General features: G+C 61.5%; 18 protein-coding genes. 10 read left to right on the forward strand and 8 right to left on the reverse strand.

The window, feature by feature from the left end; all coding sequences use genetic code 11:
* Nucleotides 1-64 precede the first annotated feature (64 nt).
* The gene (locus tag IRI77_RS24585) at nucleotides 65-760 is read left to right on the forward strand and encodes an arylesterase (protein WP_194447644.1); all 696 of its coding nucleotides are present in this window, start codon (nucleotides 65-67) and stop codon (nucleotides 758-760) included.
* Nucleotides 761-791: 31 nt separating this feature from the next.
* Here IRI77_RS24585 and IRI77_RS24590 read toward each other — a convergent pair whose 3' ends face one another.
* Nucleotides 792-1,556: an ABC transporter ATP-binding protein gene (locus IRI77_RS24590; protein ID WP_194447645.1), complete on the reverse strand. Its 765-nt coding sequence runs from the start codon at nucleotides 1,554-1,556 to the stop codon at nucleotides 792-794.
* Nucleotides 1,557-1,601: 45 nt separating this feature from the next.
* Nucleotides 1,602-2,993: an efflux RND transporter periplasmic adaptor subunit gene (locus tag IRI77_RS24595; protein ID WP_228486301.1), complete on the reverse strand. Its 1,392-nt coding sequence runs from the start codon at nucleotides 2,991-2,993 to the stop codon at nucleotides 1,602-1,604.
* Nucleotides 2,994-3,431: 438 nt separating this feature from the next.
* On the opposite strand from IRI77_RS24595, the gene IRI77_RS24600 reads away from it, so the two are divergent.
* The 4 genes from IRI77_RS24600 to sppA all read left to right on the forward strand — a co-directional run bounded on the left by IRI77_RS24600 (nucleotide 3,432) and on the right by sppA (nucleotide 8,641).
* Nucleotides 3,432-5,150 carry a GAF domain-containing sensor histidine kinase gene (locus IRI77_RS24600; RefSeq protein WP_194447647.1) on the forward strand — a complete coding sequence of 573 codons (1,719 nt, stop codon included), beginning with the start codon at nucleotides 3,432-3,434 and terminating at the stop codon, nucleotides 5,148-5,150.
* A 66-nt stretch (nucleotides 5,151-5,216) separates the two neighbouring features.
* Nucleotides 5,217-5,882 (forward strand): response regulator, encoded by a 666-nt coding sequence (locus tag IRI77_RS24605; RefSeq protein ID WP_194447648.1) that lies wholly within the window; start codon nucleotides 5,217-5,219, stop codon nucleotides 5,880-5,882.
* 150 nt (nucleotides 5,883-6,032) lie between these two features.
* Entirely contained in the window at nucleotides 6,033-6,902 is an 870-nt protein-coding gene (locus IRI77_RS24610) for a sugar phosphate isomerase/epimerase family protein (protein ID WP_228486302.1), read from the forward strand.
* The gene (gene sppA / locus IRI77_RS24615; protein ID WP_194447649.1) at nucleotides 6,899-8,641 is read left to right on the forward strand and encodes a signal peptide peptidase SppA; all 1,743 of its coding nucleotides are present in this window, start codon (nucleotides 6,899-6,901) and stop codon (nucleotides 8,639-8,641) included. Before IRI77_RS24610 ends, sppA begins: the two co-directional genes overlap by 4 nt.
* Nucleotides 8,642-8,715: 74 nt before the next feature.
* On the opposite strand, the gene IRI77_RS24620 is transcribed toward sppA, so the two are convergent.
* From IRI77_RS24620 to fabZ, 6 genes are all read right to left on the reverse strand, one after another.
* Nucleotides 8,716-9,477, reverse strand: a complete 762-nt coding sequence (locus tag IRI77_RS24620; RefSeq protein ID WP_267239330.1) for a sigma-70 family RNA polymerase sigma factor — start codon at nucleotides 9,475-9,477, stop codon at nucleotides 8,716-8,718.
* Nucleotides 9,478-10,309: 832 nt separating this feature from the next.
* On the reverse strand, nucleotides 10,310-11,392 hold the full coding sequence (locus tag IRI77_RS24625; RefSeq protein ID WP_194447651.1) for an energy transducer TonB family protein: 1,083 nt from the start codon (nucleotides 11,390-11,392) through the stop codon (nucleotides 10,310-10,312).
* Between the two features lie 22 nt (nucleotides 11,393-11,414).
* The gene (locus IRI77_RS24630) at nucleotides 11,415-12,380 is read right to left on the reverse strand and encodes a Gfo/Idh/MocA family protein (protein WP_194447652.1); all 966 of its coding nucleotides are present in this window, start codon (nucleotides 12,378-12,380) and stop codon (nucleotides 11,415-11,417) included.
* Complete coding sequence (locus tag IRI77_RS24635) at nucleotides 12,377-13,192, reverse strand: LpxI family protein (RefSeq protein ID WP_194447653.1); 816 nt, start codon at nucleotides 13,190-13,192, stop codon at nucleotides 12,377-12,379. The genes IRI77_RS24630 and IRI77_RS24635 overlap by 4 nt, the downstream gene beginning before the upstream one ends.
* Nucleotides 13,189-13,965, reverse strand: coding sequence for an acyl-ACP--UDP-N-acetylglucosamine O-acyltransferase (gene lpxA, locus IRI77_RS24640; protein ID WP_194447654.1), 777 nt, complete (start codon nucleotides 13,963-13,965; stop codon nucleotides 13,189-13,191). The genes IRI77_RS24635 and lpxA overlap by 4 nt, the downstream gene beginning before the upstream one ends.
* Before the next feature lie 4 nt (nucleotides 13,966-13,969).
* Nucleotides 13,970-14,431 (reverse strand): 3-hydroxyacyl-ACP dehydratase FabZ, encoded by a 462-nt coding sequence (fabZ, locus tag IRI77_RS24645; RefSeq protein ID WP_194447655.1) that lies wholly within the window; start codon nucleotides 14,429-14,431, stop codon nucleotides 13,970-13,972.
* A gap of 24 nt (nucleotides 14,432-14,455) precedes the next feature.
* Between fabZ and IRI77_RS24650 the strand changes: the two genes are divergently transcribed.
* Genes IRI77_RS24650 through lptE form a run of 5 tightly spaced genes read left to right on the forward strand, consistent with a single transcriptional unit; the run spans nucleotide 14,456 to nucleotide 18,686 of the window.
* Nucleotides 14,456-15,610: a M20 family metallopeptidase gene (locus tag IRI77_RS24650; protein WP_194447656.1), complete on the forward strand. Its 1,155-nt coding sequence runs from the start codon at nucleotides 14,456-14,458 to the stop codon at nucleotides 15,608-15,610.
* 18 nt (nucleotides 15,611-15,628) lie between these two features.
* Nucleotides 15,629-16,255, forward strand: coding sequence for a phosphatidylserine decarboxylase (locus tag IRI77_RS24655; protein ID WP_194447657.1), 627 nt, complete (start codon nucleotides 15,629-15,631; stop codon nucleotides 16,253-16,255).
* Nucleotides 16,252-17,154, forward strand: coding sequence for a CDP-diacylglycerol--serine O-phosphatidyltransferase (pssA, locus tag IRI77_RS24660; RefSeq protein ID WP_194447658.1), 903 nt, complete (start codon nucleotides 16,252-16,254; stop codon nucleotides 17,152-17,154). Before IRI77_RS24655 ends, pssA begins: the two co-directional genes overlap by 4 nt.
* A 9-nt stretch (nucleotides 17,155-17,163) precedes the next feature.
* Complete coding sequence (locus IRI77_RS24665) at nucleotides 17,164-18,174, forward strand: Asd/ArgC dimerization domain-containing protein (RefSeq protein ID WP_194447659.1); 1,011 nt, start codon at nucleotides 17,164-17,166, stop codon at nucleotides 18,172-18,174.
* The gene (gene lptE / locus IRI77_RS24670) at nucleotides 18,171-18,686 is read left to right on the forward strand and encodes an LPS assembly lipoprotein LptE (RefSeq protein ID WP_194447660.1); all 516 of its coding nucleotides are present in this window, start codon (nucleotides 18,171-18,173) and stop codon (nucleotides 18,684-18,686) included. Before IRI77_RS24665 ends, lptE begins: the two co-directional genes overlap by 4 nt.
* The last annotated feature ends 3 nt before the right edge of the window (nucleotides 18,687-18,689 follow it).

Raw genomic sequence — 18,689 nt, forward strand, 5'->3', positions numbered from 1 at the left:
GCTTGCAGGTACTTCCCTTATGATTGCAGTTGAGGGCCTTTCATTCTTGAAAATCCGATCTGGGATGCGCTTCCATTGGAGAATCTACTGGGTAGCAGTGGTGTTGTGTGTGGCTGCCTGTTCGAAGCCGGAGGCCAAACCGGAGCCCGCGGCCGGTCCCGCGCCAGCCGCTGCGGCCCAGCCCGCGGCGCAGCCCGTCGAGACCGACACACGGCCTGTGATCGTGGCCTTCGGCGATAGTCTCACTGCCGGATATGGCCTGGAGCCTGGGCTCAGCTACGCCGATTTCCTGCAGAAGCAGCTCGACGCCAAAGGGTACCGCTACCGGGTGGTGAACCAGGGCATCAGCGGCGATACGACGGATGGCGGGGTCACGCGGGTCGCTGAGGCTCTGCGGCTGAAGCCGGCCGTGGTGATTCTGGAACTGGGCGCCAACGACGGGCTGCGCGGGCTTCCGGTGGAGTCGACCGGAGCGAACCTGACCGAGATGGTGGATTCGTTCCAGAAGGCCGGAGCGAAGGTCGTTCTGTGCGGCATGACGCTGCCCCGCAACTACGGGCAGGATTACATCCGGAACTTTGAGAAAGTGTTCCAAGAGCTCACCAGGACCAGGAAGCTGACGACGATCCCCTTCTTTCTGGATGGTGTGGCGACCAGGCCGGAACTGATGCAGAGAGACGGGATGCACCCCACGGCGAAGGGAACTGAGAAGGTGGCGGGGACGGTGATGAAGTATCTCGAGCCGTTGCTGAGGAAGTAGGGCCGGTGGTTGAGGCCGGCCCTGAGTCGGACTAGCGGTTGAGAGTGGCCGCCGGATGCGGGTTGATCTCATCGCGAGACACCTTGCCGTCACGGATGGTGATGATGCGGTGGGCGTACTCGGCGATGTCGCGCTCGTGGGTGACCAGGACAATGGTGTTGCCCTGGGAGTGGAGCCGCTCGAACAGCGCCATGATTTCCACGCTGGTGGCGGAGTCCAGGTTGCCCGTAGGTTCGTCGGCAAGCAGGATCGAGGGGTCGTTAACCAGTGCGCGGGCGATGGCGACGCGCTGGCGCTGACCGCCGGAGAGCTCGTTCGGCTTGTGGTACATGCGCCGTTCCAGGTCAGTGATGCGCAGGGCGTGCTTGGCGCGCTCCAGCCGCTCTTCGGCCGGGATGCCGGAGTAGATGAGCGGCAGTTCGACGTTGTGCAGCGCGGTGGCGCGCGGCAGCAGGTTGAACGTCTGGAAGACGAAGCCGATTTCCTTGTTGCGGATGCGGGCGAGTTCGTCGTCCGACATATCGCTCACCAGGTTGCCGTTGATGTAATAGTCGCCCTTGCTGGGTGTGTCGAGGCAGCCGATTAGATTCATCAGTGTGGACTTGCCGGAGCCGGAAGGTCCCATGATGGCGACGTACTCGCCGCGCTTGATCTCGACATCGCAACCCGAAACAGCGTGGATCTCCTGGTCGCCCATGACATAGGTTTTCCAGAGGTCATACGTCCGGATAACGATGTTGTTCTGCTTCAGCTCCGCGCCGCGGGCATTCTTTTCCTTGATGATCGCACTAGCCATTGGGATCTCGTTCCTTCTTTGTTCCGTTCGGCGCTCCGGCCTGCTTTAGGTATCGGCCTTAACTGGAGCTTTGTTGTCGACCTTCACCTTCGCCTGGTTGCGCAGGGTCCGGATGATCTTGTAGCTGCCGGTGATGATCTCTTCGCCATCTTTCAGTCCGCTGAGCACCTCGATGTCGGTTGCGCCGGTGATGCCGGTCTTCACCTCGCGGAACTCGGCGGCGCCGTTTTTGACGACGAACACCCCCTGCAGCTCTTCCTTCATCTTTTTCTGCTTATCAGGATCGGCGTTGGTTGCGGCCTGAACGTTACCCGGTTTCGCTTCGGGTTCGAGATCGCCACGCTGGCGCACGGTGAGCGCCTGGATCGGAATAGCCAATGCTTTCTGTCTGGTAGCGGTGATTACCTTGGCCGTACAGGACAAGCCGGGACGGATTTCCGTGGGCGGATTGTCGAGGGCGATCACCACCTTGAAGTCCTTCGCCTCCTGGCTGGAGACGGCGCTCTGGCTGGCGGCGAGGCCGGTGGAGCGCAGAATCGCGGTGTTGCCGATCTCGATCACGTGGCCCTTGAACGTCTGGTTCGGGATGGCGTCGATTGTCACATCGGCCAGTTGTTCCAGCTTCACGTTCACGATGTCGGTCTCGTCCACCTTGACCTCGGCCGTGATGAGACTCATGTCGGCGATGGTCATGATGAGCGAAGCAGCCGAATTCTGGACGCCGGGCACCACGGTTTCGCCAACCCGGACAGGCAGGTTGGTGACGATTCCGTCGATGGGCGTCACGGCATTGTGCTTCTGCAGGACGTCGGAGAAGCGGCTGAGGGTGGCGCGCGACTGGGTGACACGGCGCTGGCTGCCGGACAATTGGGCGGCGGTCTGCTCGCGTTGCGCCTTCATCTGGCTGAGCTTGGCCTCGGATTCCCGCAAGGTCGCGGCGGCCGAGTCGTAGGCGGCCTTCTTGGAGTCGAACTCCTGCTTGGCCACCAGCTTCTCGTTGAAGAGTTGGCGGGCGCGCTCGTAGTCCAGGCGCGCACGTTCCAGTTCGGACTTGGAACGGTCGATGCCGGCTTGTGAGGTCCGCAGGTTCTCGTCCATGGCCTTCAGGCCAGCTTCCGAGGCGGAAGAATCAGCGAGCGCGGAGTTCAATCCAGCCTGCTGGGCCTGGACATCCGCTTGAGCCTGCACGGCTTCCAGGCGTGCCAACACCTGGTCGCGGTGAACCCGGTCGCCTTCCTTCACGTTAATGTCGACAATCCGGCCCATTACGTTTGCGCCAATATTGACGTAGTTCTTGGGCTTGATTTCGCCCGACGCAGTCACCAGACTCGTCAGGTCCTGTTTTGCCGCCTTGCCGGTTTGCACGGAAACGATACCGCGCTGACTCATCTTGACGCTGGCAATCGTGCCGCCGCCGACCACGAGAACGGCACCCACTCCTATGATCCATTTCCACTTGCTCTTCACGAGTTCACAGCTCCTGTCGAATAAAGACGCTAACCGTCGCCAATTTGTTCTCTTCTTTAATGCCCGAGGTGACTTTGTTGGTGTACGGCTTGGCGCCCGATAGTTCTCGCGTCAGCCGGTTTGCGGTCACTAACATTATAGACGGGCCGGACGGTGCGAATATTCCGGTCTTGCGCGGATCCTGCAGAAATTCCTTGGCGGGCACCCGGCACTGGCAGTACCGGTATTGATGCGATTGAAGTGCCCCAGGATAGACCTTACATTGGAAGGGCGGTGGCGGCTGCGGCCCGTTGGGAGTGTTTCATACGCTCGGAGGAGTCCGGGTCCCCCCACCGCATTTTTGTCCGCCAGCCCTAAGCATTTCCCTGATTCCTAAAGTAAGTAATCCATAGGACCGATAGGACTCTTGTGAAGGCAGTGGAGCATCCCGAAGTTCTGGCCGAAGCCGCGGCGGGGCTCAGTCATCAGTTGCAGGCTCACCTGCAATGGATGGCGGAGCTGCTGGCGCCGCATCTCGCCGGGCTCGAGCGTAAGTTCCTGGTCCAATTGAAGAAACAGAAGCTGGACCCCAGTCAGAGGGAGTCGCTGGCTTCGATCACGCCGGGTGCGGCGGCGCAATGCCTGGCAGCGGGTGAGCCGCTGAGCCGCTTCCTGGAAAAGGTTCAATACCGAGGGCGAAGACTGGCCAAATTGGGCCTTACGCCCTCGTCGGTTGTTTCGGCCCTGGGTGAGTATGACAAACTGCTCAGCGCCGAACTCCAGAAACGGTGTGCCGATCAGGCCGCCAACCTGGGTTGGGTCCGCAATCAACTCCACTTCCTGGTGATCCTCAGCCTCAACAGCGCCTTCTACCAGGTGCGCGAGGGCGAGAGCCAGGCGTTCTACGAACTCTTTCGGGTTGAAGTGGAATCACGCACCCTGGACGAGATGCTGCCGCGGTTCCTGGCGGCCCTCTTGACCTATACGGGCGCCGACGAAGGACGCCTCTACCTGCTGGAGGACGGCCAGGAGAGCTGGATCTCCCGAGGGACCCTGCCGGGCGAGCCGCAGATCGTCTCTCTGTGCACCACTCCTAAGGTCAGGCGGGACTTGGCGCGGCCGCGCTGCATCGAGATTGGGACCGACACGAAGCCGATGGTGCTGGACAAGAAGTGGCACCGGTCGTTTCACACCTGCTGGTCGGTGCCTTTGCGAGCGGATGGGAAACTGCGTGGTGTGCTGCAGTTCGCTTTCCGGAAATCCTACGAATGGATGCCGCGGGAGGTGGAACTCCTCTCGGCGGCGGCGGAACGCTGCTGGCTGGCAGCCGAGAAGGCGCGCCTGCTGGAAGATCTCGCGCGGCGCGAGGAGCAGGTCCGGCGATTGGCTGAGCACATGGTGGAAGTGGAAGAGTCGGAACGGCGGCGCATCAGCCGCGAGCTGCATGACGAGGCCGGCCAATCCCTGCTTTGCGTGCGGCTCCAGTTGGAAATGATCGAGCAGGAACTGCCGCCGGAGTTCGAACCCTGGCGGAAGCGCATGGGCGAAGTGCGCGAGATGACGGAGCACACGATCATTGAGATCCGCCGTCTGATTGCCGCCCTGAGTCCGGCGATTCTCGACCAGATGGGATTGGCCCCGGCGCTGCGTCAGTTGATCGGGCGCTTCCGCAATCTTCACTCGGCGGAGGTAAGGTTGCAATTACCTCGGAGACTGGACCTCCCTAAGAAGATGTCCATCATCCTCTACCGGCTGGTCCAGGAGATTTTCAACAACATCGCTAAGTATTCTCTGGCCACTCGCGTAAACCTTTCCGTGGATTCCGCCGATGGATGTCTGAGAATGCAAGTCGAGGACGATGGTATCGGCTTCGACGTGGAAGAGGCTTTCTCCCGCCGGGATTGCTTCGGTTTATCGGGCCTTAGAGAGCGAGTTGCTCTGCTGGGAGGCGCCCTGGAAGTGCGCAGCCTCCGCAAGGCGAAAACCGCAGAATCGGCCGGTTGGTCGGACCTCAACCAGCGACGGGAAAAAGCACATAGCGGAAGGATCGGCATCGACCGGAGCGGGACGATGATCCGCGTGGTCCTTCCCCTGCCACCACGAAATGATGGGGCGGAGCGGTCGAAACGAACAGTGCAAGTTGGTTAGCCGGCCATGGCCCCCGCGAAATGCGGTGAGGCCGGACCGAACTTAAAAGGCTCTTGGAGTTGACTTATGGCGAAGATCCGCATCTTGTTGGCCGACGATCATACCCTCTTCCGTCAGGGCATCCGGCAGCTCATCTCGAACGAACCTGACATGGAAGTCATCGGGGAAGCCGCCAATGGCAGCGACGCTGTGGACAAAGCGGCGGAGTTGCGCCCGGACCTCGTCCTGATGGATATCGGCATGCCTGGCTTGAGCAGTTTCGAAGCGACTCGCCAGATGAAGAAGAACCGGCCGGAAACCAAGGTCTTAATCCTCACCATGTATGACGACGAGGACTACCTTGTCGAAGGCATGGAAGTTGGGGCAAACGGTTATGTCCTGAAGGACAGCCCGGCCAACCAGCTTACGTCCGCCATTCGCGACGTTTGCCGCGGCGGCAGCTACCTCAGCCCGAGGATGCTGTCCCAGCTCGTCGACGACTTCCGGTCCCGCATCAAGTCGGCCAACCGCCTGCCGCGGTTCGCCACGCTCACCACGCGTGAACGCGAAGTGCTGAAGTTGCTGGCGGAAGGCAACTCTGTGAAGGAGATCGCGTGCGATCTCAACCTCAGCGTCAAGACTGTGGAAGCCCACAAGTTCAACCTGATGCGGAAGCTGGACATCCACAACAAGGCCCAACTGGTCCAATACGCCATTCAGAAGAAGATCATCAAAATCCCCAATCTGGCCTGAGGGGAGGAGGGAATACCGCGGGGTAACCCCTGCGGTGTTCAGCAGGCACAGCGGCGCACCTGCGCCGTCACCCGCGCCTTTGCGGATTCCGGGCATCGAGGAGATGTACAATCGACTTCGAGCCGGTACCGCGAAGCGCGGGCTTTTTTTATGAACAGAAGAGAACTCATTTCCATGACCGCCGCGGCCGTCGCGGCACCCTCCCTCCAAGCGCAATCAGGCTCCAAACGCCTGCCCATCCGTAAGGCTGTCCTGCTTGGGATGCTGCCCAAGTCGCTGACCATCGCAGATAAATTCGCCCTCGCCAAGGATTGCGGATTTGAAGCGATGGAGTGCGGCACCGAGGACAACCAGGCCACGGCGGAGGAGATCAAGGCGGCCAGCGACAAGGTCAAGCTGCCGATCCACTCCGTCATGAATAGGGATCACTGGCAGTATCCGCTGTCCAGCCCGGATCCGACCGTGGTCGCCAAGAGCGTAAAAGGCATGGAGACCAGCATCGCCAACGCCAAACTGTGGGGCGCCCAGACGGTCTTGCTGGTGCCGGCCGTGGTCAATCCCGAAGTCAGCTACAAACAGGCCTGGGATCGCTCCACCGCGGAGATCAAGAAGATGATCCCGCTCGCCGCCAAGAGCAAGGTGATCATCGCGATTGAAGAGGTCTGGAACAAATTCCTGCTCAGCCCGATCGAGTTTGCCAACTACGTCGACCAGTTCAAGAGTCCCTGGGTGAAAGCCTACTTCGATGTGGGTAATGTCGTCCTCTACGGCTACCCGCAGGATTGGATCCGCACGCTGGGCCCGCGTATCGCCAAGCTCCACCTGAAGGATTTCAAGTTCGCAAAGCGGCAGGCCGAGTTTGTCAATCTGCGCGACGGTGAGATCAACTGGAAAGAGATCTACAAGGCTCTGGAAGAGATCGGCTACAAGGGTGATGCGACCGTCGAGCTTTCGGGCGGTGACGCCGATTACCTGAAGGATGTCAGTAAGCGCGTGGACATGATTCTGGAAAGCGCATGAAGAAATTCCTTCTTGGGATTCTCGCCGGGCTCGTGATCGCCGTGGTCACGGGCATCGTCCTGACGTTCGCGGCGGTGAAGTTCGCTCGCAGGCCTCCGGAACCGCCGAAAGAGGCCTGGCTCTCTCTCCGCTTGGAGGGTGATCTGCCTGAGGCGCCGGAGGTGGGTGCGCCCATTCCGGCGTTGGAAGACAAATCTCCCATGACGGTGGCCGAAGTGTGGAGCGTCCTGCGCCGCGCCGCGCGCGATCCCAAGATCAAGGGTGTTCTGTTCAAGCCGCGCGGTCTCACCGTCGGCTGGGGCAAGATCGAAGAGATCCGGCAGGGGCTCGAGCTGGTGCGGAAGGCGGGGAAACCGGTCTACGCCTGGCTCGCGTCCCCTGGCACCAAGGAATACTATGCGGCTACGGCGGCGGACCGGATCTTCCTCTCGCCAGAGGACTTAGTCGACCTGAAGGGCCTGCGTATCGAGGCTGCCTACTACAAAGGCACGCTCGATAAGCTGGGCGTCGAGGTCGAGGTTGAGCACATCGGCAAATACAAGGACGCCGGCGACAGCTACTCCCGCACCTCGATGAGCCCGGAGACGAAGGAATCGCTCAACGCGGTTCTGGATGAGCTCTTCTTCCGGCTGTGCTCCACCATTGGACAGTCGCGCCACATGACTCCGGAGCAGGTGCGCGCCCTGTTGGATGACGGCCCGTTCCTGGCGCCGAATGCCAAGAGCCGCGGGCTGGTGGACGAGCTGAACTACGAGTCGACCGTCCAGCAGCAATTGGCTTCGGCCGCCCATTTGAGTGAAAGCCAATCGATCGCCGCCCGGGACTATCTGAAAACCATGCCTGAGCTGGGCGGCCGGAAGACGAAGAACATCGCTTACCTGGTGGCGCAGGGCGATATCGTGCGCGGACCCATCGCCAGCCTGCTGGGCGACGAGCGCGGCATCAATCCCCAAACGATGGGCCGGCAGCTCCGCCAGATCGGGAACGATCCGACGATTCGCGGCGTGATCCTGCGCATCGATTCGCCAGGCGGGGACGCGATTGCGTCCGACGAGATCCTGGATGAAGTGAAGAAGCTTTCCAGGAAGAAGCCGATGGTCATCTCGATGTCCGACTTGGCGGCCTCCGGCGGTTACTACATCGCCATGAGCGGCGATCCGGTGGTGGCCTATCCGGGTACACTGACCGGTTCGATTGGGGTGATCTACGGTAAGGTCAATCTGAAAGGGCTCTACACGAAGATCGGGGTGTCGAAGGAGATCCTGAAGCGGGGGCGCTTTGCCGATATCGATTCCGATTTCCAGTCGCTGACTCCGGAAGGCCGCGCGAAGCTGCGCGAGTCGCTGCAGTTTATCTATGACGGATTCCTCAAGAAAGTCGGTGAGGGGCGCCATAAGAAACCGTCCGAGATTGACCCGGTGGCCCAGGGGCGAGTCTGGCTGGGCGTGCACGCCCAGCAGAAGGGGTTGGTCGACGAACTTGGCGGTCTCGATAAAGCAATCGCACTACTGAAAAAGAAGGCTGACTTGGCGGAGACGGATGGAATCCGGCTGGTGCCCTTCCCGGCCCGCCGTACCTGGTGGGATGAGCTCTTCACCAAACGAGACGCTTCCGGGCATGGGTGGGGCGGCGGCGAAGGCGAGGCTTCCATGCTGTTACGCCAGTTGCCTGTTGGGGTTGCACCCTGGCTGCAGGGTGGCGTACTCCGCGTGATGCCGTTCAGCCTGCAAATCCGTTAGCCGGCTATCCAACAGAAACAAAAAGACCGCGGCACGGGAAACCGGCCGCGGTCTTTATTGTACTCGTCAGTATCTTAGAAGGCGTGGCTGGAGTTGATGCCGCTGCTTTGCAGCACGACGGCCATTTTCTCGAGGGCGGACTTGTGGATCTGGGAAACGCGGCTCTCGTTGATGCCGAGGACGCCGCCGATCTCCTTCATCGTCATCTCGTTGGTGTAATAGAGGACGACGACCTTCTTGTACCGCTCCGGCAGGACGGCCATGGCGATTTCCAGCTTTTCCTTCATCTGCTCACGTGCGCACATGGAGTCAGGTTGAGTTTCGGGCTTGCTGGGGAATTCGGGGGCGGGCAGGTCTTCATTCTCAGGAGCGCGGGTGGAGGCGGAAACGAGGCCGACGTTGCGAAGGTCGAGAGCCATCTGCCGCCAGCGGGAGACTTCGACGCCCATCTTGGCGGCGAGTTCATCTTCCGTGGGTTGGCGCTGCAGGGTGGCGCAGAGGTCGCGAGTGATCTGTTCCACTTGCTTGTGGCGGCGGCGGAGGTCGCGGGAGGCCCAGTCTAACTGGCGAAGGCTATCCAGGATTGCACCCTTGATCCGGTGCTTGGCGTAGCTGGAGAACACGACCTTCTTCTCGGGGTTGTATTTGGTGGCTGCATCGAACAGCCCGAGAATCCCGGCATGCACCAGGTCGTCGAGTTCCACATGGACGGGCAGGCTCTCGTGAACGCGAACCGCAATCGCCTTCACTAGAGGAAGATGTTCCATTACTACACGATCCCGCCGCTCTTGCCGCGATTCCCTGATCAGGACAGGTCTCGCGGATCTTCTCCTCACGGGTTCGGGGCCGGAATCTTTCGCCAAAACCACAGCAGTCGCTCTTGCAGCCATGACCTTCTCCTTCACCTTCTCGCCAAAAATCGGTCCCACTTGAGCCTCTCTTTTGGAAGCCTTTTCGTGTTTTTTCTGGACCTTCGGGCACGTCCGGTTTCGGATGTCATCGCCCGACATACTTACATATGCAATCGGGCGACCACTCTGGCTGCTACTCAGGGATTCACTGCAGTTCCCCTGATTATCGGCTGCAAACCCAAGATTCCTTAGGCTCTCGCGAAATTCCGCCGCCTCACCCTCGAAGAGCGCCGTTGGACGCCCTGCGCTGGAATGAGACGCACCCGATTTCGCTCTGGCCTGCCTGGATGCCAACACGACCGTTGATGCCCTCAACATGAAACAGCCAGTTCCATTCCGGAACAAATATCCCGTCTACAGACCGAGGAATATTCGCTACTACCTCGACCTGTGGCCGATCGTACCGTGTTTCTGAGGATTTCCCACTAGACGACACCCCTCAGGGTGACACCCAGAATGTACTTATATGGAACTAGGGAGGGATCGGGCGGAAATGAGGAGATGCCTTAGCCGAGCTCGTCGCGGCGGACGACCACCCAGCTTCTGATCGCGAACACACCCAATAGAATCAATATGATCAGCCGGAGCTGCCCATCGAGCGTGAACCATGCGGCTACCCCAATAGTGCCATAGGCGGCTAGGGCCCACTTAAAGCGTTTGCGGATGGGTATCATTCTTAAATCACCTTAATTGTCTCATTAAGTGTCACTGACGTCAGATCGTCTCAATCTGTCACACCCGGTAGCACCTAATGCTCTCATCTGGGCATGTTGTACGTAAAAACGAGTTGGAGCCGGATCTCGGTGCCCGTGAACTCCGCCGGCAGGGGCGGGAAGGGGTTTGAGGCGCTGATGCCAGCAACCGCCGCCCGATCTAGCGCTTCCGTACCAGAAGGGAACGCAATGACTAGTTTCGGTACACCACCAACCCTATTGATTGAGAACTGTATGGCCGTCCGGCCCTGCCGCCCGAGCCGTGCACTCTCCGGGAGCACCGCCTGCCAGTTCCTCTTCACCGCGGCCAGCACCTGAATCAGGTAAGGCCTGAAGTCGACGCCCTTGGGATCGCTAAGTAACTCCAGGCTACTGCCGTGGCGGCCGGGCGTTGGATTCTGGATACGGCCCTCGCTCAGGCTCCCCAGGCCGCCGCCCCCGATATCCCCTACCATGACACCGTGTCCACCGCCGCCCTGGGCGACTGCCCGGATCGCCTCTTCCACTCCGGTCTTGGGCGGCGCGATGGCGACTCGGCCCACTCCCTGTGTGGCGCTGGTGCCCGGTTGGGGTCCGCCTACTCTTTCGAACGGATTGGTCTTTGGAGGCTCGGCTGCCGGGGGCGGAGTGGTGGGCAGCTTCGGCGTGAGGCCGGCCGGGACGTTTGGCGGAGCCTGTTGTTCCGCGACTTCAATCTTTGGAGCCTCGACCGCCTGCGGGCGCGGCACGGGAGCGGCGGCCGGCCCCGGCGGAGGGGTGAACGGCTTTCCCGGCGGAGTGCTCTGCGGCTGGATGATCGCTTTCTTTGGCATCAGCGCGGCCATGTCCACTTCGGTGGCCGGCTTCTTGTGCTGCTCTTCCTTTTGAGTGACCTTGAACTCGGGCAGGTTCCTGGGCGCGATCAACGGGGTGGAGCGCCGGACGTCGACGTGGACTTCCGCACCGCTATGGAACCGCATCGCACCGCCCGGTGCGTTCAAAGCAAAGAGGATCACCGCCAACTGGTAGAGCACGGCCCCGCACGCGGCCAGGCGGCGGCGCCGGGTTTGCTCCTGGTCACCGTAGTCCAGAAGCAGTTCTAGCTGCTCCTGGTCGCCGTGCCAGTACCGTTGGAATGACTCGAGCATGGAATCGGGAAAGAACGGGCTCTTATGAGATAGACGTGGAAGCGAGCGATCGGGCTACTACAACGCCGTGTTCTTCGATCTTTGCCTCAATCATTCGAGCCAGTTCCAGGGCCAGGGTCGCGGCTTCGCCATCCACGTCCGGCTTGGCCCGGGTCACGATGCAGTCGAGGAAGGAAGCAAACTGACGCTTGAGCGGCTCCTGCTTGGTGACCAACTGCGGCATCAGCTTCACCTGCCGGTTGTCGTCGACACCTATGGCGAAACACTCCTGTTTCGCATAGTCTACGGACACATACTGCCTGGGCTGGAAGAACCGCATCTTGCGGACCCGCTCAGTGGAGACCCGTGAGGCCGTGAGGTTGGCGATGCAGCCGCTGGGGAACTCCAGGCGCACGTTGGCGATATCCGCCTTGCCGGAGAGGACGGGGATGCCGGCGGCACGGATTTCGCTGGGCATGGTGCCGGTCATGGCCAGCAGGATATCCAGATCGTGGATCATCAAGTCCAGAACGACGTCGACATCGAGGCTGCGCGGGGAAAACACGCTGAGGCGGTGGATCTCGAAGAACAGGGGCACGGTCACCAGGGCCCTGGCGGCCGCGACCGCAGGATTAAACCGTTCCAGGTGACCCACTTGCAGGATACGTCCGCGCTGCCTGGCGGTCACGATCATCTGATGGGCCTCTTCCAGGGAAGAGGCGATGGGCTTCTCGACCAGGACGTCGAGTCCGGAGTCGAGCAACTGGCAGGCGACCTTGCAGTGGGCTGAGGTGGGAACGGCGACAATGGCGGCCTGGGCATGACCCGCCAGATCCTGTAGGGAGTCGTAGGCGCGGCAGCCGAACTCCCTGGCCGCGGCCTGGGCGCGCTCCGGATCGAGGTCGTAGACTCCGGCCAGCTCCACGTGGGACTCGCGAATGACACGCAAGTGATTCTTTCCAAACGCTCCTGCGCCGGCGACGGCGACAAGGACTGCTGGTTCGCTCATGATTCCTCCGGCGGGTAGCCGACGATCGAGATGTCGTGCTGGGCGGCCAGGGCGAGCATCTCGTCCTTGTCCAGCAGCAGGGTTCGGCCGGCGTCCACGGCGAGAGCGGTGGTTCCGGTCTCGGCCATGGTGAGAATGGTGCCCGGCCCGGCCACGGGCACGTCGAACAGGAGATGTTTGCGGCGGTTGGACGCCTTGACCAGCCGCAGCGGGCGGCCATTCACCAGCGACGCCGCCCGGCGCAGCATGGCATCCGTGCCTTCCATGGCCTCCACGGCAACGCAGGCGCGTTCCGAGATGGCGACGCTCTGGCCGATGTCGAAGCCGGAGACAGCGCCCGCGACACGACGGCCGTAGTGGATGTCTTTCCGTTCGTCTTCGGTCAGTTTCCGCCTGGAGATCTGGCCTTCGGCGGCCAGCAGCGGTTTCAGCAGCAGGGTGGAATCCGCCAGAGTGATCCCCTCTTTCTCCAGCTCCTTCTGGACGCCGCCGATCAGGGCATCGGTATTCCGGGAAGGCAGGGAGAACAGGAGTTTGGCCAGCCGCCAGTCGGGCCGCAAGGTGCTGAAAAGAGAGGTGTGCCGCACCTGCCCGGCCATAATGACCTGAGTGATCTTCTCCTTCTGGAGGATGTCGATCAACTTACCGAGTTCGGCGATGGTGATCCAGTAGCAGCGGTCGGCCAGGGCTTCCACTTCCGGAGGGGCGTTGTCCTTCAGGGCAATCACCACCACCTCGTGTCCCAGTTGGCGGGCCGTTTGCAGGGCGAGGATGGGAAAGCGGCTGGAGCCGGCGATGAGACCGTATCTCACTTGATGAAACCACGCTTGGCGGTCCGGATGAACTCAGTCAACTCGTCCACCTCGGCACAGGGCGCGACTTCCGCCTGGATCTGTTCCAACGCCTGCGAAGTGTTCAACTTATCGCTGACGAGCAACCGGAAGGCCTTGTGCAGCCCGGCGATGGAATCCGCCGGGAAGCCGCGCCGCTGCAGCCCGATCTTGTTCTCGCCGTAGACTTTCGACTGCCGCGGAGTCACCGTCTGCGAATAGGGCAGGACGTCCTGGGTGACCACGCTATAGCCGCCGGTGAACGAGTGCCGACCGATGCGGCAGAACTGGTGGACACCGGAGAACGCCTCGACGATGGCCCAGTCGCCGATGCTCACATGCCCGGCGAGCGTAACCGCATTGCCCAGTATGATATGGCTGCCGATCTGGGCATCGTGGGCGATGTGCGTGTAGGCCATCAGCAGGTTGTCGTCGCCGATGGTGGTCAGTGAACCGCCACCTTCCGTACCGCGGTGGATGGTGACGAACTCGCGGATCTTGTTGCGCGAGCCGATGCGGGTCTCGGTCCGTTCGCCGTGGTACTTCAGATCCTGGGACGCGACCCCGACGCTGCCGTACGGATAGAAGATGTTATCTTCCCCGATCCAGGTTGGTCCCTCTATATAGAGGTTGGCCATGAGCCGGGTGCGGGCTCCGATTTCGACTTCGGCGCCGATCACGCAGAACGGGCCGATGTCGGCGTCCGGGTGGATCCGAGCCGCGGGATCGATGATCGCGGTCGGGTGAATCGCCATGGAATTACGCCTGTGGTGCTGCGGCGCTGCCGGGCCGGTCGATTACCTTACACATGACGATCGCCTCGGCGACCACCTGGCCGTCAACGGTCGCGGTGCCCTGCATCTTGACGACAGTGGACTTGCGCTTCAGAGTCTTCAACTCCAGGCGCAGCGTGTCGCCGGGCAGCACGGGTTTGCGGAACTTGGCCTCTTCAATGGACGCGAAGAGGACGAGCTTGGACTTGCGGTCGGGCAGATCCTTGAGGACCAGCGTGCCGCCTACCTGGGCCATGGCTTCGATGATGAGCACGCCGGGCATGACCGGAAAGTCCGGAAAATGACCGAGGAAGAACGGCTCGTTGGCGGTGACGTTTTTGATGCCGACGATATAGTCTTCACCAAATTCGACGATCCGGTCCACCAGCAACATGGGGTAGCGGTGGGGCAGGACGTCGCGGATGTCGATGTTTTCTAGGACTGCCATCGGAAACAGTTATTCTAACAAACGATGGACTCAATCCTTCCTCACGCACTGGCGCAACAGCCCGCAATCGTCAATTTTCTCAAAGACTTGGTGGAGTGTGAGTCGCCCAGCGACGATGCCGCCGCCGTCAACCGATTTGTGGACCTAGTGGCGGCGCGAGTCGAGGGACTGGCCCGCGTCAAGACCTTTCCCGGCGGCCGGTTCGGCCGTAACCTATTGTTGACATTTGATTTGCCGGGGCCGAGGAAGAAGAAGCCGGGGCGTATCCTGGGGGTCGGTCACAGCGATACGGTGTGGCCGCTGGGCAGCTTAAAGTCGATGCCGTGGCGGGAAGCCGACGGCCGTTTGTGGGGGCCCGGGGTCTTGGATATGAAATCCGGACTGGCCTTCTTTCTTTCGGCCATGAAGCTGTTGCAGGCCCTGGACCTGCCGGTTTCCCGCCAAGTCGCGCTGTGGATCGTCTCCGATGAGGAGGTGGGCAGTGAAGTCTCCCGCCCCCTGACCGAGAACCTGGCGAAAGAGAGCTCCGCTGTATTGGTGGCGGAGCCGGGCACTGGACTGGCCGGTAAACTCAAGACGGCGCGCAAGGGCGTCGGCGACTATACGGTTGCAGTCCGCGGCATGGCGTCGCATGCCGGAGTCGATTTCGCCGCGGGCGCCAGCGCGATTGTGGAACTGGCCCGGCAGATCGAAAAGATAGCCGGATTCACGAACCTGGCCAAAGGGCTGACGGTGAACCCGGGCGTGATCGCCGGTGGCACGCGGACGAACGTCATTGCCGCGGAGGCGCGGGTCGAGGTGGACATACGCATCGCGAAGATGGCGGATTATGCCGGGCTGGACCGCAAGTTCCGTGGCTTGAAACCGGTCGACAAGCGCTGCAGCCTGGAGGTCACCGGCGGGTTGAACCGTCCGCCCATGGAGCGGACGAAGGGCGTGGCGGCGCTGTACAAGGCAGCCTCCGAGCTGGCCGGCAAGTATTTAGGCCTGAAGCTGGAAGAGTCAGCCACGGGCGGCGGATCTGACGGCAACTTTACGGCCGGGTTGGGCGTCCCTACCCTCGATGGCATCGGCGGGGTTGGGGAAGGAGCGCATGCGGCGAACGAGAGCATCCTGGTGGACCGGATTGCCGATCGAACAGCACTGCTCGCCCTTCTCGTCCGGCATTTGGGACAATAAGAAGATCACGGTTCACGCATGGTAGTCACCGGAATCTATTACGCATTATTTCTGACGGGGGCCGGAGCCCTGCTCGGCTACTTCACGAAGGGTTGGGCGGGCATCCCGTTCTATATTCTGGCCGTGTTCTGCCTATGGTTCTTCCGTGATCCTGAACGGCAGGTGCCGCCGGGTCCGGTGGCCGTCTCGCCGGGCGACGGCAAGGTGGTGCTGATCCGGCGCGGGCCCGACTCGACGCGCGTGAGCATCTTCCTGAATGTGTTCGACGTTCACGTGAACCGGGCGCCGATCGCCGGCAAAGTGATTGACGTTCACTACAAGGCGGGCAAGTTCCTGGTGGCGAGCAAAGAAGAAGCTTCCGTTGATAACGAGATGAACACCATCACGATCGACGGCAGCGTGGGCGGGCAGCGCACTCTGGTGACGTTTTCGCAGATTGCGGGGCTGATTGCCCGCCGCATTGTGTGCACGAAGAAGCCCGGCGATTTTGTGACCGCCGGTGAGCGCGTGGGTCTCATCAAGTTCGGCTCGCGCGTCGATGTGACATTTGGACCCGAATGGGAGATCGATGTGCGTGAAGGCCAGCGCGTCGCCGCCGGCTCCAGCGTGCTGGCTCACATCGGTGCCGGTAGGAACAAACCATGACTCCGCGCTTGTCTCTTCGAGAAAGACTGATCGATCCCAATTCTCCGGACCGCCGGCCGCGGCGCGCGGCTTACGCGCTGCCAACTCTGTTTACGGCAGGGAACCTCTTTATGGGTTACCTGGCGATTCTGAAGGCTGTGGAAGGCGCACTCTGGGCCGCGGCGGGCAACTATGGCCCGAATCGCGCATGGGAGACGGCCGCCATGGTGATTGGACTTTCGGTGTTTTTTGATGGGTTGGACGGCCGCATCGCGCGGCTGACGAACACCACCAGCGATTTTGGCCGCGAGTTGGATTCGCTGGCCGACGTCATCAGCTTCGGCATTGCCCCGGCTGTCCTTGCGTTTGTGTGGGGGTTCCAGTTTCTCGATCCGTATACCCCGCCGGAGATCCGCAAGTATGTGATGCAGGCCGGCTACTTCATTCTGTTCATGTTCGTGTGCTGCGGCTCGATGCGGCTGGCGCGCTTCAACATCACGGTGAATCCGGTTCCGCGCAATCCCGGCCGTCCGGACCGTAAGTATTTCGTCGGCCTCCCCATCCCGGCCGCAGCCGGAATGGTGGCCGCGGTGATCTATGCTGTCGATTCGGTTCCTCTGCGCGGCTGGCCCATCATTACCGCCTGGGCCGCGTTGATGGCCCTGCTCGCGTTCCTCATGGTGAGTACCTGGCGCTATCGCAGCTTCAAGGACTTCAGCTTGGTGAGCCCGCGCAGTCCCAAGAGCGTCATCGTGCTCTGCATGGTGATCTATCTGTTCTGGAACTTCTCGAAACCCGCGCTGCTGGTATTGGCCACAGTTTACGTGACCAGCGGCATTCTGGTGCGGCTGGGCGGTCTGATCCGGCGCTGGTTCAAACCCTCGCCTCCGCCCGCGCAACCCGAACATCAGGCCAGTTAGGTGACATCCATGACCAAGCCCAAGTGGCTTCTGCTGGGCGGCGAGACGCTGCTCGGCAAGGAGATTCGTGAACTCGTCGAGGAAGGCAAGCTCCCGGTGACTTTGAGCCTGGCCAGCGCCCACCCCGATGACATTGTGCTGGCGCCGGGCGAGGAAGATCTCCTCGTGATGCAGCCATTGGACAAGAATACGATCGAAGATGCGGACGTCGTGCTGCTGGCCGGCACGATGGAAGCGCACAAAAGGGCCCTGGCTCTCGCCCACGCGCTGCCGCAACGGCCCGCGATTGTCGACGCCGTGTGCGATTTCGAAGACCTGCCCGAGTCCGTCCTGCGGGCTCCTATTCTGGAAAAAGAACCGGTTGTGGCGCAGGAGTATTCGATCCACGGGTTGGCGCATCCGGCCGCCATTGCCCTGGCCCGGCTGATGTCGCTGCTGCATACGCAGCGCCCACTGCGGAGCTCCGTGGTGACCATCCTTGAACCCGCCAGCGAGCGTGGCAAGGAAGGCGTCGATGAACTGCACCAGCAGACCCTGACGCTATTCAACTTCCAGCAGATGCCGCGCAAGCTTTTCGATGCCCAGGTGAGCTTCAATCTTCTGCCCCGGTTGGGCGCTGAGGCGCAAGTGAGCCTGGAAGTGGCGGAGCACCGCATTGAGCGTCACCTGGCTTCCCTGTTGGGCCCGCTGGCCGTACCGCTGCCTTCGATGCGGGTGGTGCAGGCGCCGGTCTTTCACGGCTACTGCCTGAACATCTGGCTGGAGTTCGAATCGCGACCGAGTGTAGACGAGATTAGCGGCTGGTTGAAGGATGCTGGTTTGGATGTTCGCGGCGCCGATCTGGAGCCGGGCTCCAACATGGGCGTAGCCGGGCAGAGCGGCATCACTGTGAGCGACATCGTGGAAGATCGCGGCAATGCCCGTGGAATCTGGCTCTGGCTGGCGCTGGACAACATGCGGACGCGCGCTGAGACGGCTTTGCTCACGGCGGGTCTATTGTCCCGCAAGGAGGCTCGATGAGGCCTGCGCTGCTGGTGTTGGCTGCCGTGTTGGGCCTGGGAGGCTGCGGGTATCACGTGGGCGGCCACAGCGATCTGCTGCCGGCCACGCTGCAGTCCATTGCGATTCCGGCGTTCGGCAATACCACTACGCGCTACAAACTCACTGAGCAGTTGCCGGGTGCGATCGGCCGGGAGTTCCTTTCCCGCACGCGCTATCGCGTGATTCCCACTGTGGATCAGGCCGATGCCGTGTTGACCGGCGCGGTCGTGAACTTCTACACGGCCCCGACCATTTTCGACCAGAAGACCGGACGCGCGGCCGGCATTCAGGTGTCGGTGATCATGAATATTTCGCTCACTGAACGCAAGACCGGCAAGGTGATTTACAAGCGCGACAACATGGAGGTCCGCCAGCGGTATGAAGTGGCGACCGACCAGTTGCAGTACTTCGACGAGAGCGCGGTGGCGTTGCAGCGCCTGAGCCAGGAAGTGGCGCGGCAGGTGGTGAGTAGTGTGCTGGAGGCTTTCTAGCCA

This window comes from Paludibaculum fermentans, assembly GCF_015277775.1.
In the GTDB taxonomy this organism is placed as follows: Bacteria; Acidobacteriota; Terriglobia; order Bryobacterales; family Bryobacteraceae; genus Paludibaculum; species Paludibaculum fermentans.

Excerpts from the sequence above, each read along its gene's own strand:
- IRI77_RS24585 (WP_194447644.1), top strand. The coding sequence starts at position 65 with ATGCGCTTCCATTGGAGAATCTACTGGGTAGCAGTGGTGTTGTGTGTG.
- IRI77_RS24590 (WP_194447645.1), bottom strand. The coding sequence starts at position 1,556 with ATGGCTAGTGCGATCATCAAGGAAAAGAATGCCCGCGGCGCGGAGCTG.
- IRI77_RS24605 (WP_194447648.1), top strand. The coding sequence starts at position 5,217 with ATGGCGAAGATCCGCATCTTGTTGGCCGACGATCATACCCTCTTCCGT.
- IRI77_RS24610 (WP_228486302.1), top strand. The coding sequence starts at position 6,033 with ATGAACAGAAGAGAACTCATTTCCATGACCGCCGCGGCCGTCGCGGCA.
- sppA (WP_194447649.1), top strand. The coding sequence starts at position 6,899 with ATGAAGAAATTCCTTCTTGGGATTCTCGCCGGGCTCGTGATCGCCGTG.
- IRI77_RS24625 (WP_194447651.1), bottom strand. The coding sequence starts at position 11,392 with ATGCTCGAGTCATTCCAACGGTACTGGCACGGCGACCAGGAGCAGCTA.
- IRI77_RS24630 (WP_194447652.1), bottom strand. The coding sequence starts at position 12,380 with ATGAGCGAACCAGCAGTCCTTGTCGCCGTCGCCGGCGCAGGAGCGTTT.
- lpxA (WP_194447654.1), bottom strand. The coding sequence starts at position 13,965 with ATGGCGATTCACCCGACCGCGATCATCGATCCCGCGGCTCGGATCCAC.
- fabZ (WP_194447655.1), bottom strand. The coding sequence starts at position 14,431 with ATGGCAGTCCTAGAAAACATCGACATCCGCGACGTCCTGCCCCACCGC.
- IRI77_RS24650 (WP_194447656.1), top strand. The coding sequence starts at position 14,456 with ATGGACTCAATCCTTCCTCACGCACTGGCGCAACAGCCCGCAATCGTC.
- IRI77_RS24655 (WP_194447657.1), top strand. The coding sequence starts at position 15,629 with ATGGTAGTCACCGGAATCTATTACGCATTATTTCTGACGGGGGCCGGA.
- pssA (WP_194447658.1), top strand. The coding sequence starts at position 16,252 with ATGACTCCGCGCTTGTCTCTTCGAGAAAGACTGATCGATCCCAATTCT.
- IRI77_RS24665 (WP_194447659.1), top strand. The coding sequence starts at position 17,164 with ATGACCAAGCCCAAGTGGCTTCTGCTGGGCGGCGAGACGCTGCTCGGC.
- lptE (WP_194447660.1), top strand. The coding sequence starts at position 18,171 with ATGAGGCCTGCGCTGCTGGTGTTGGCTGCCGTGTTGGGCCTGGGAGGC.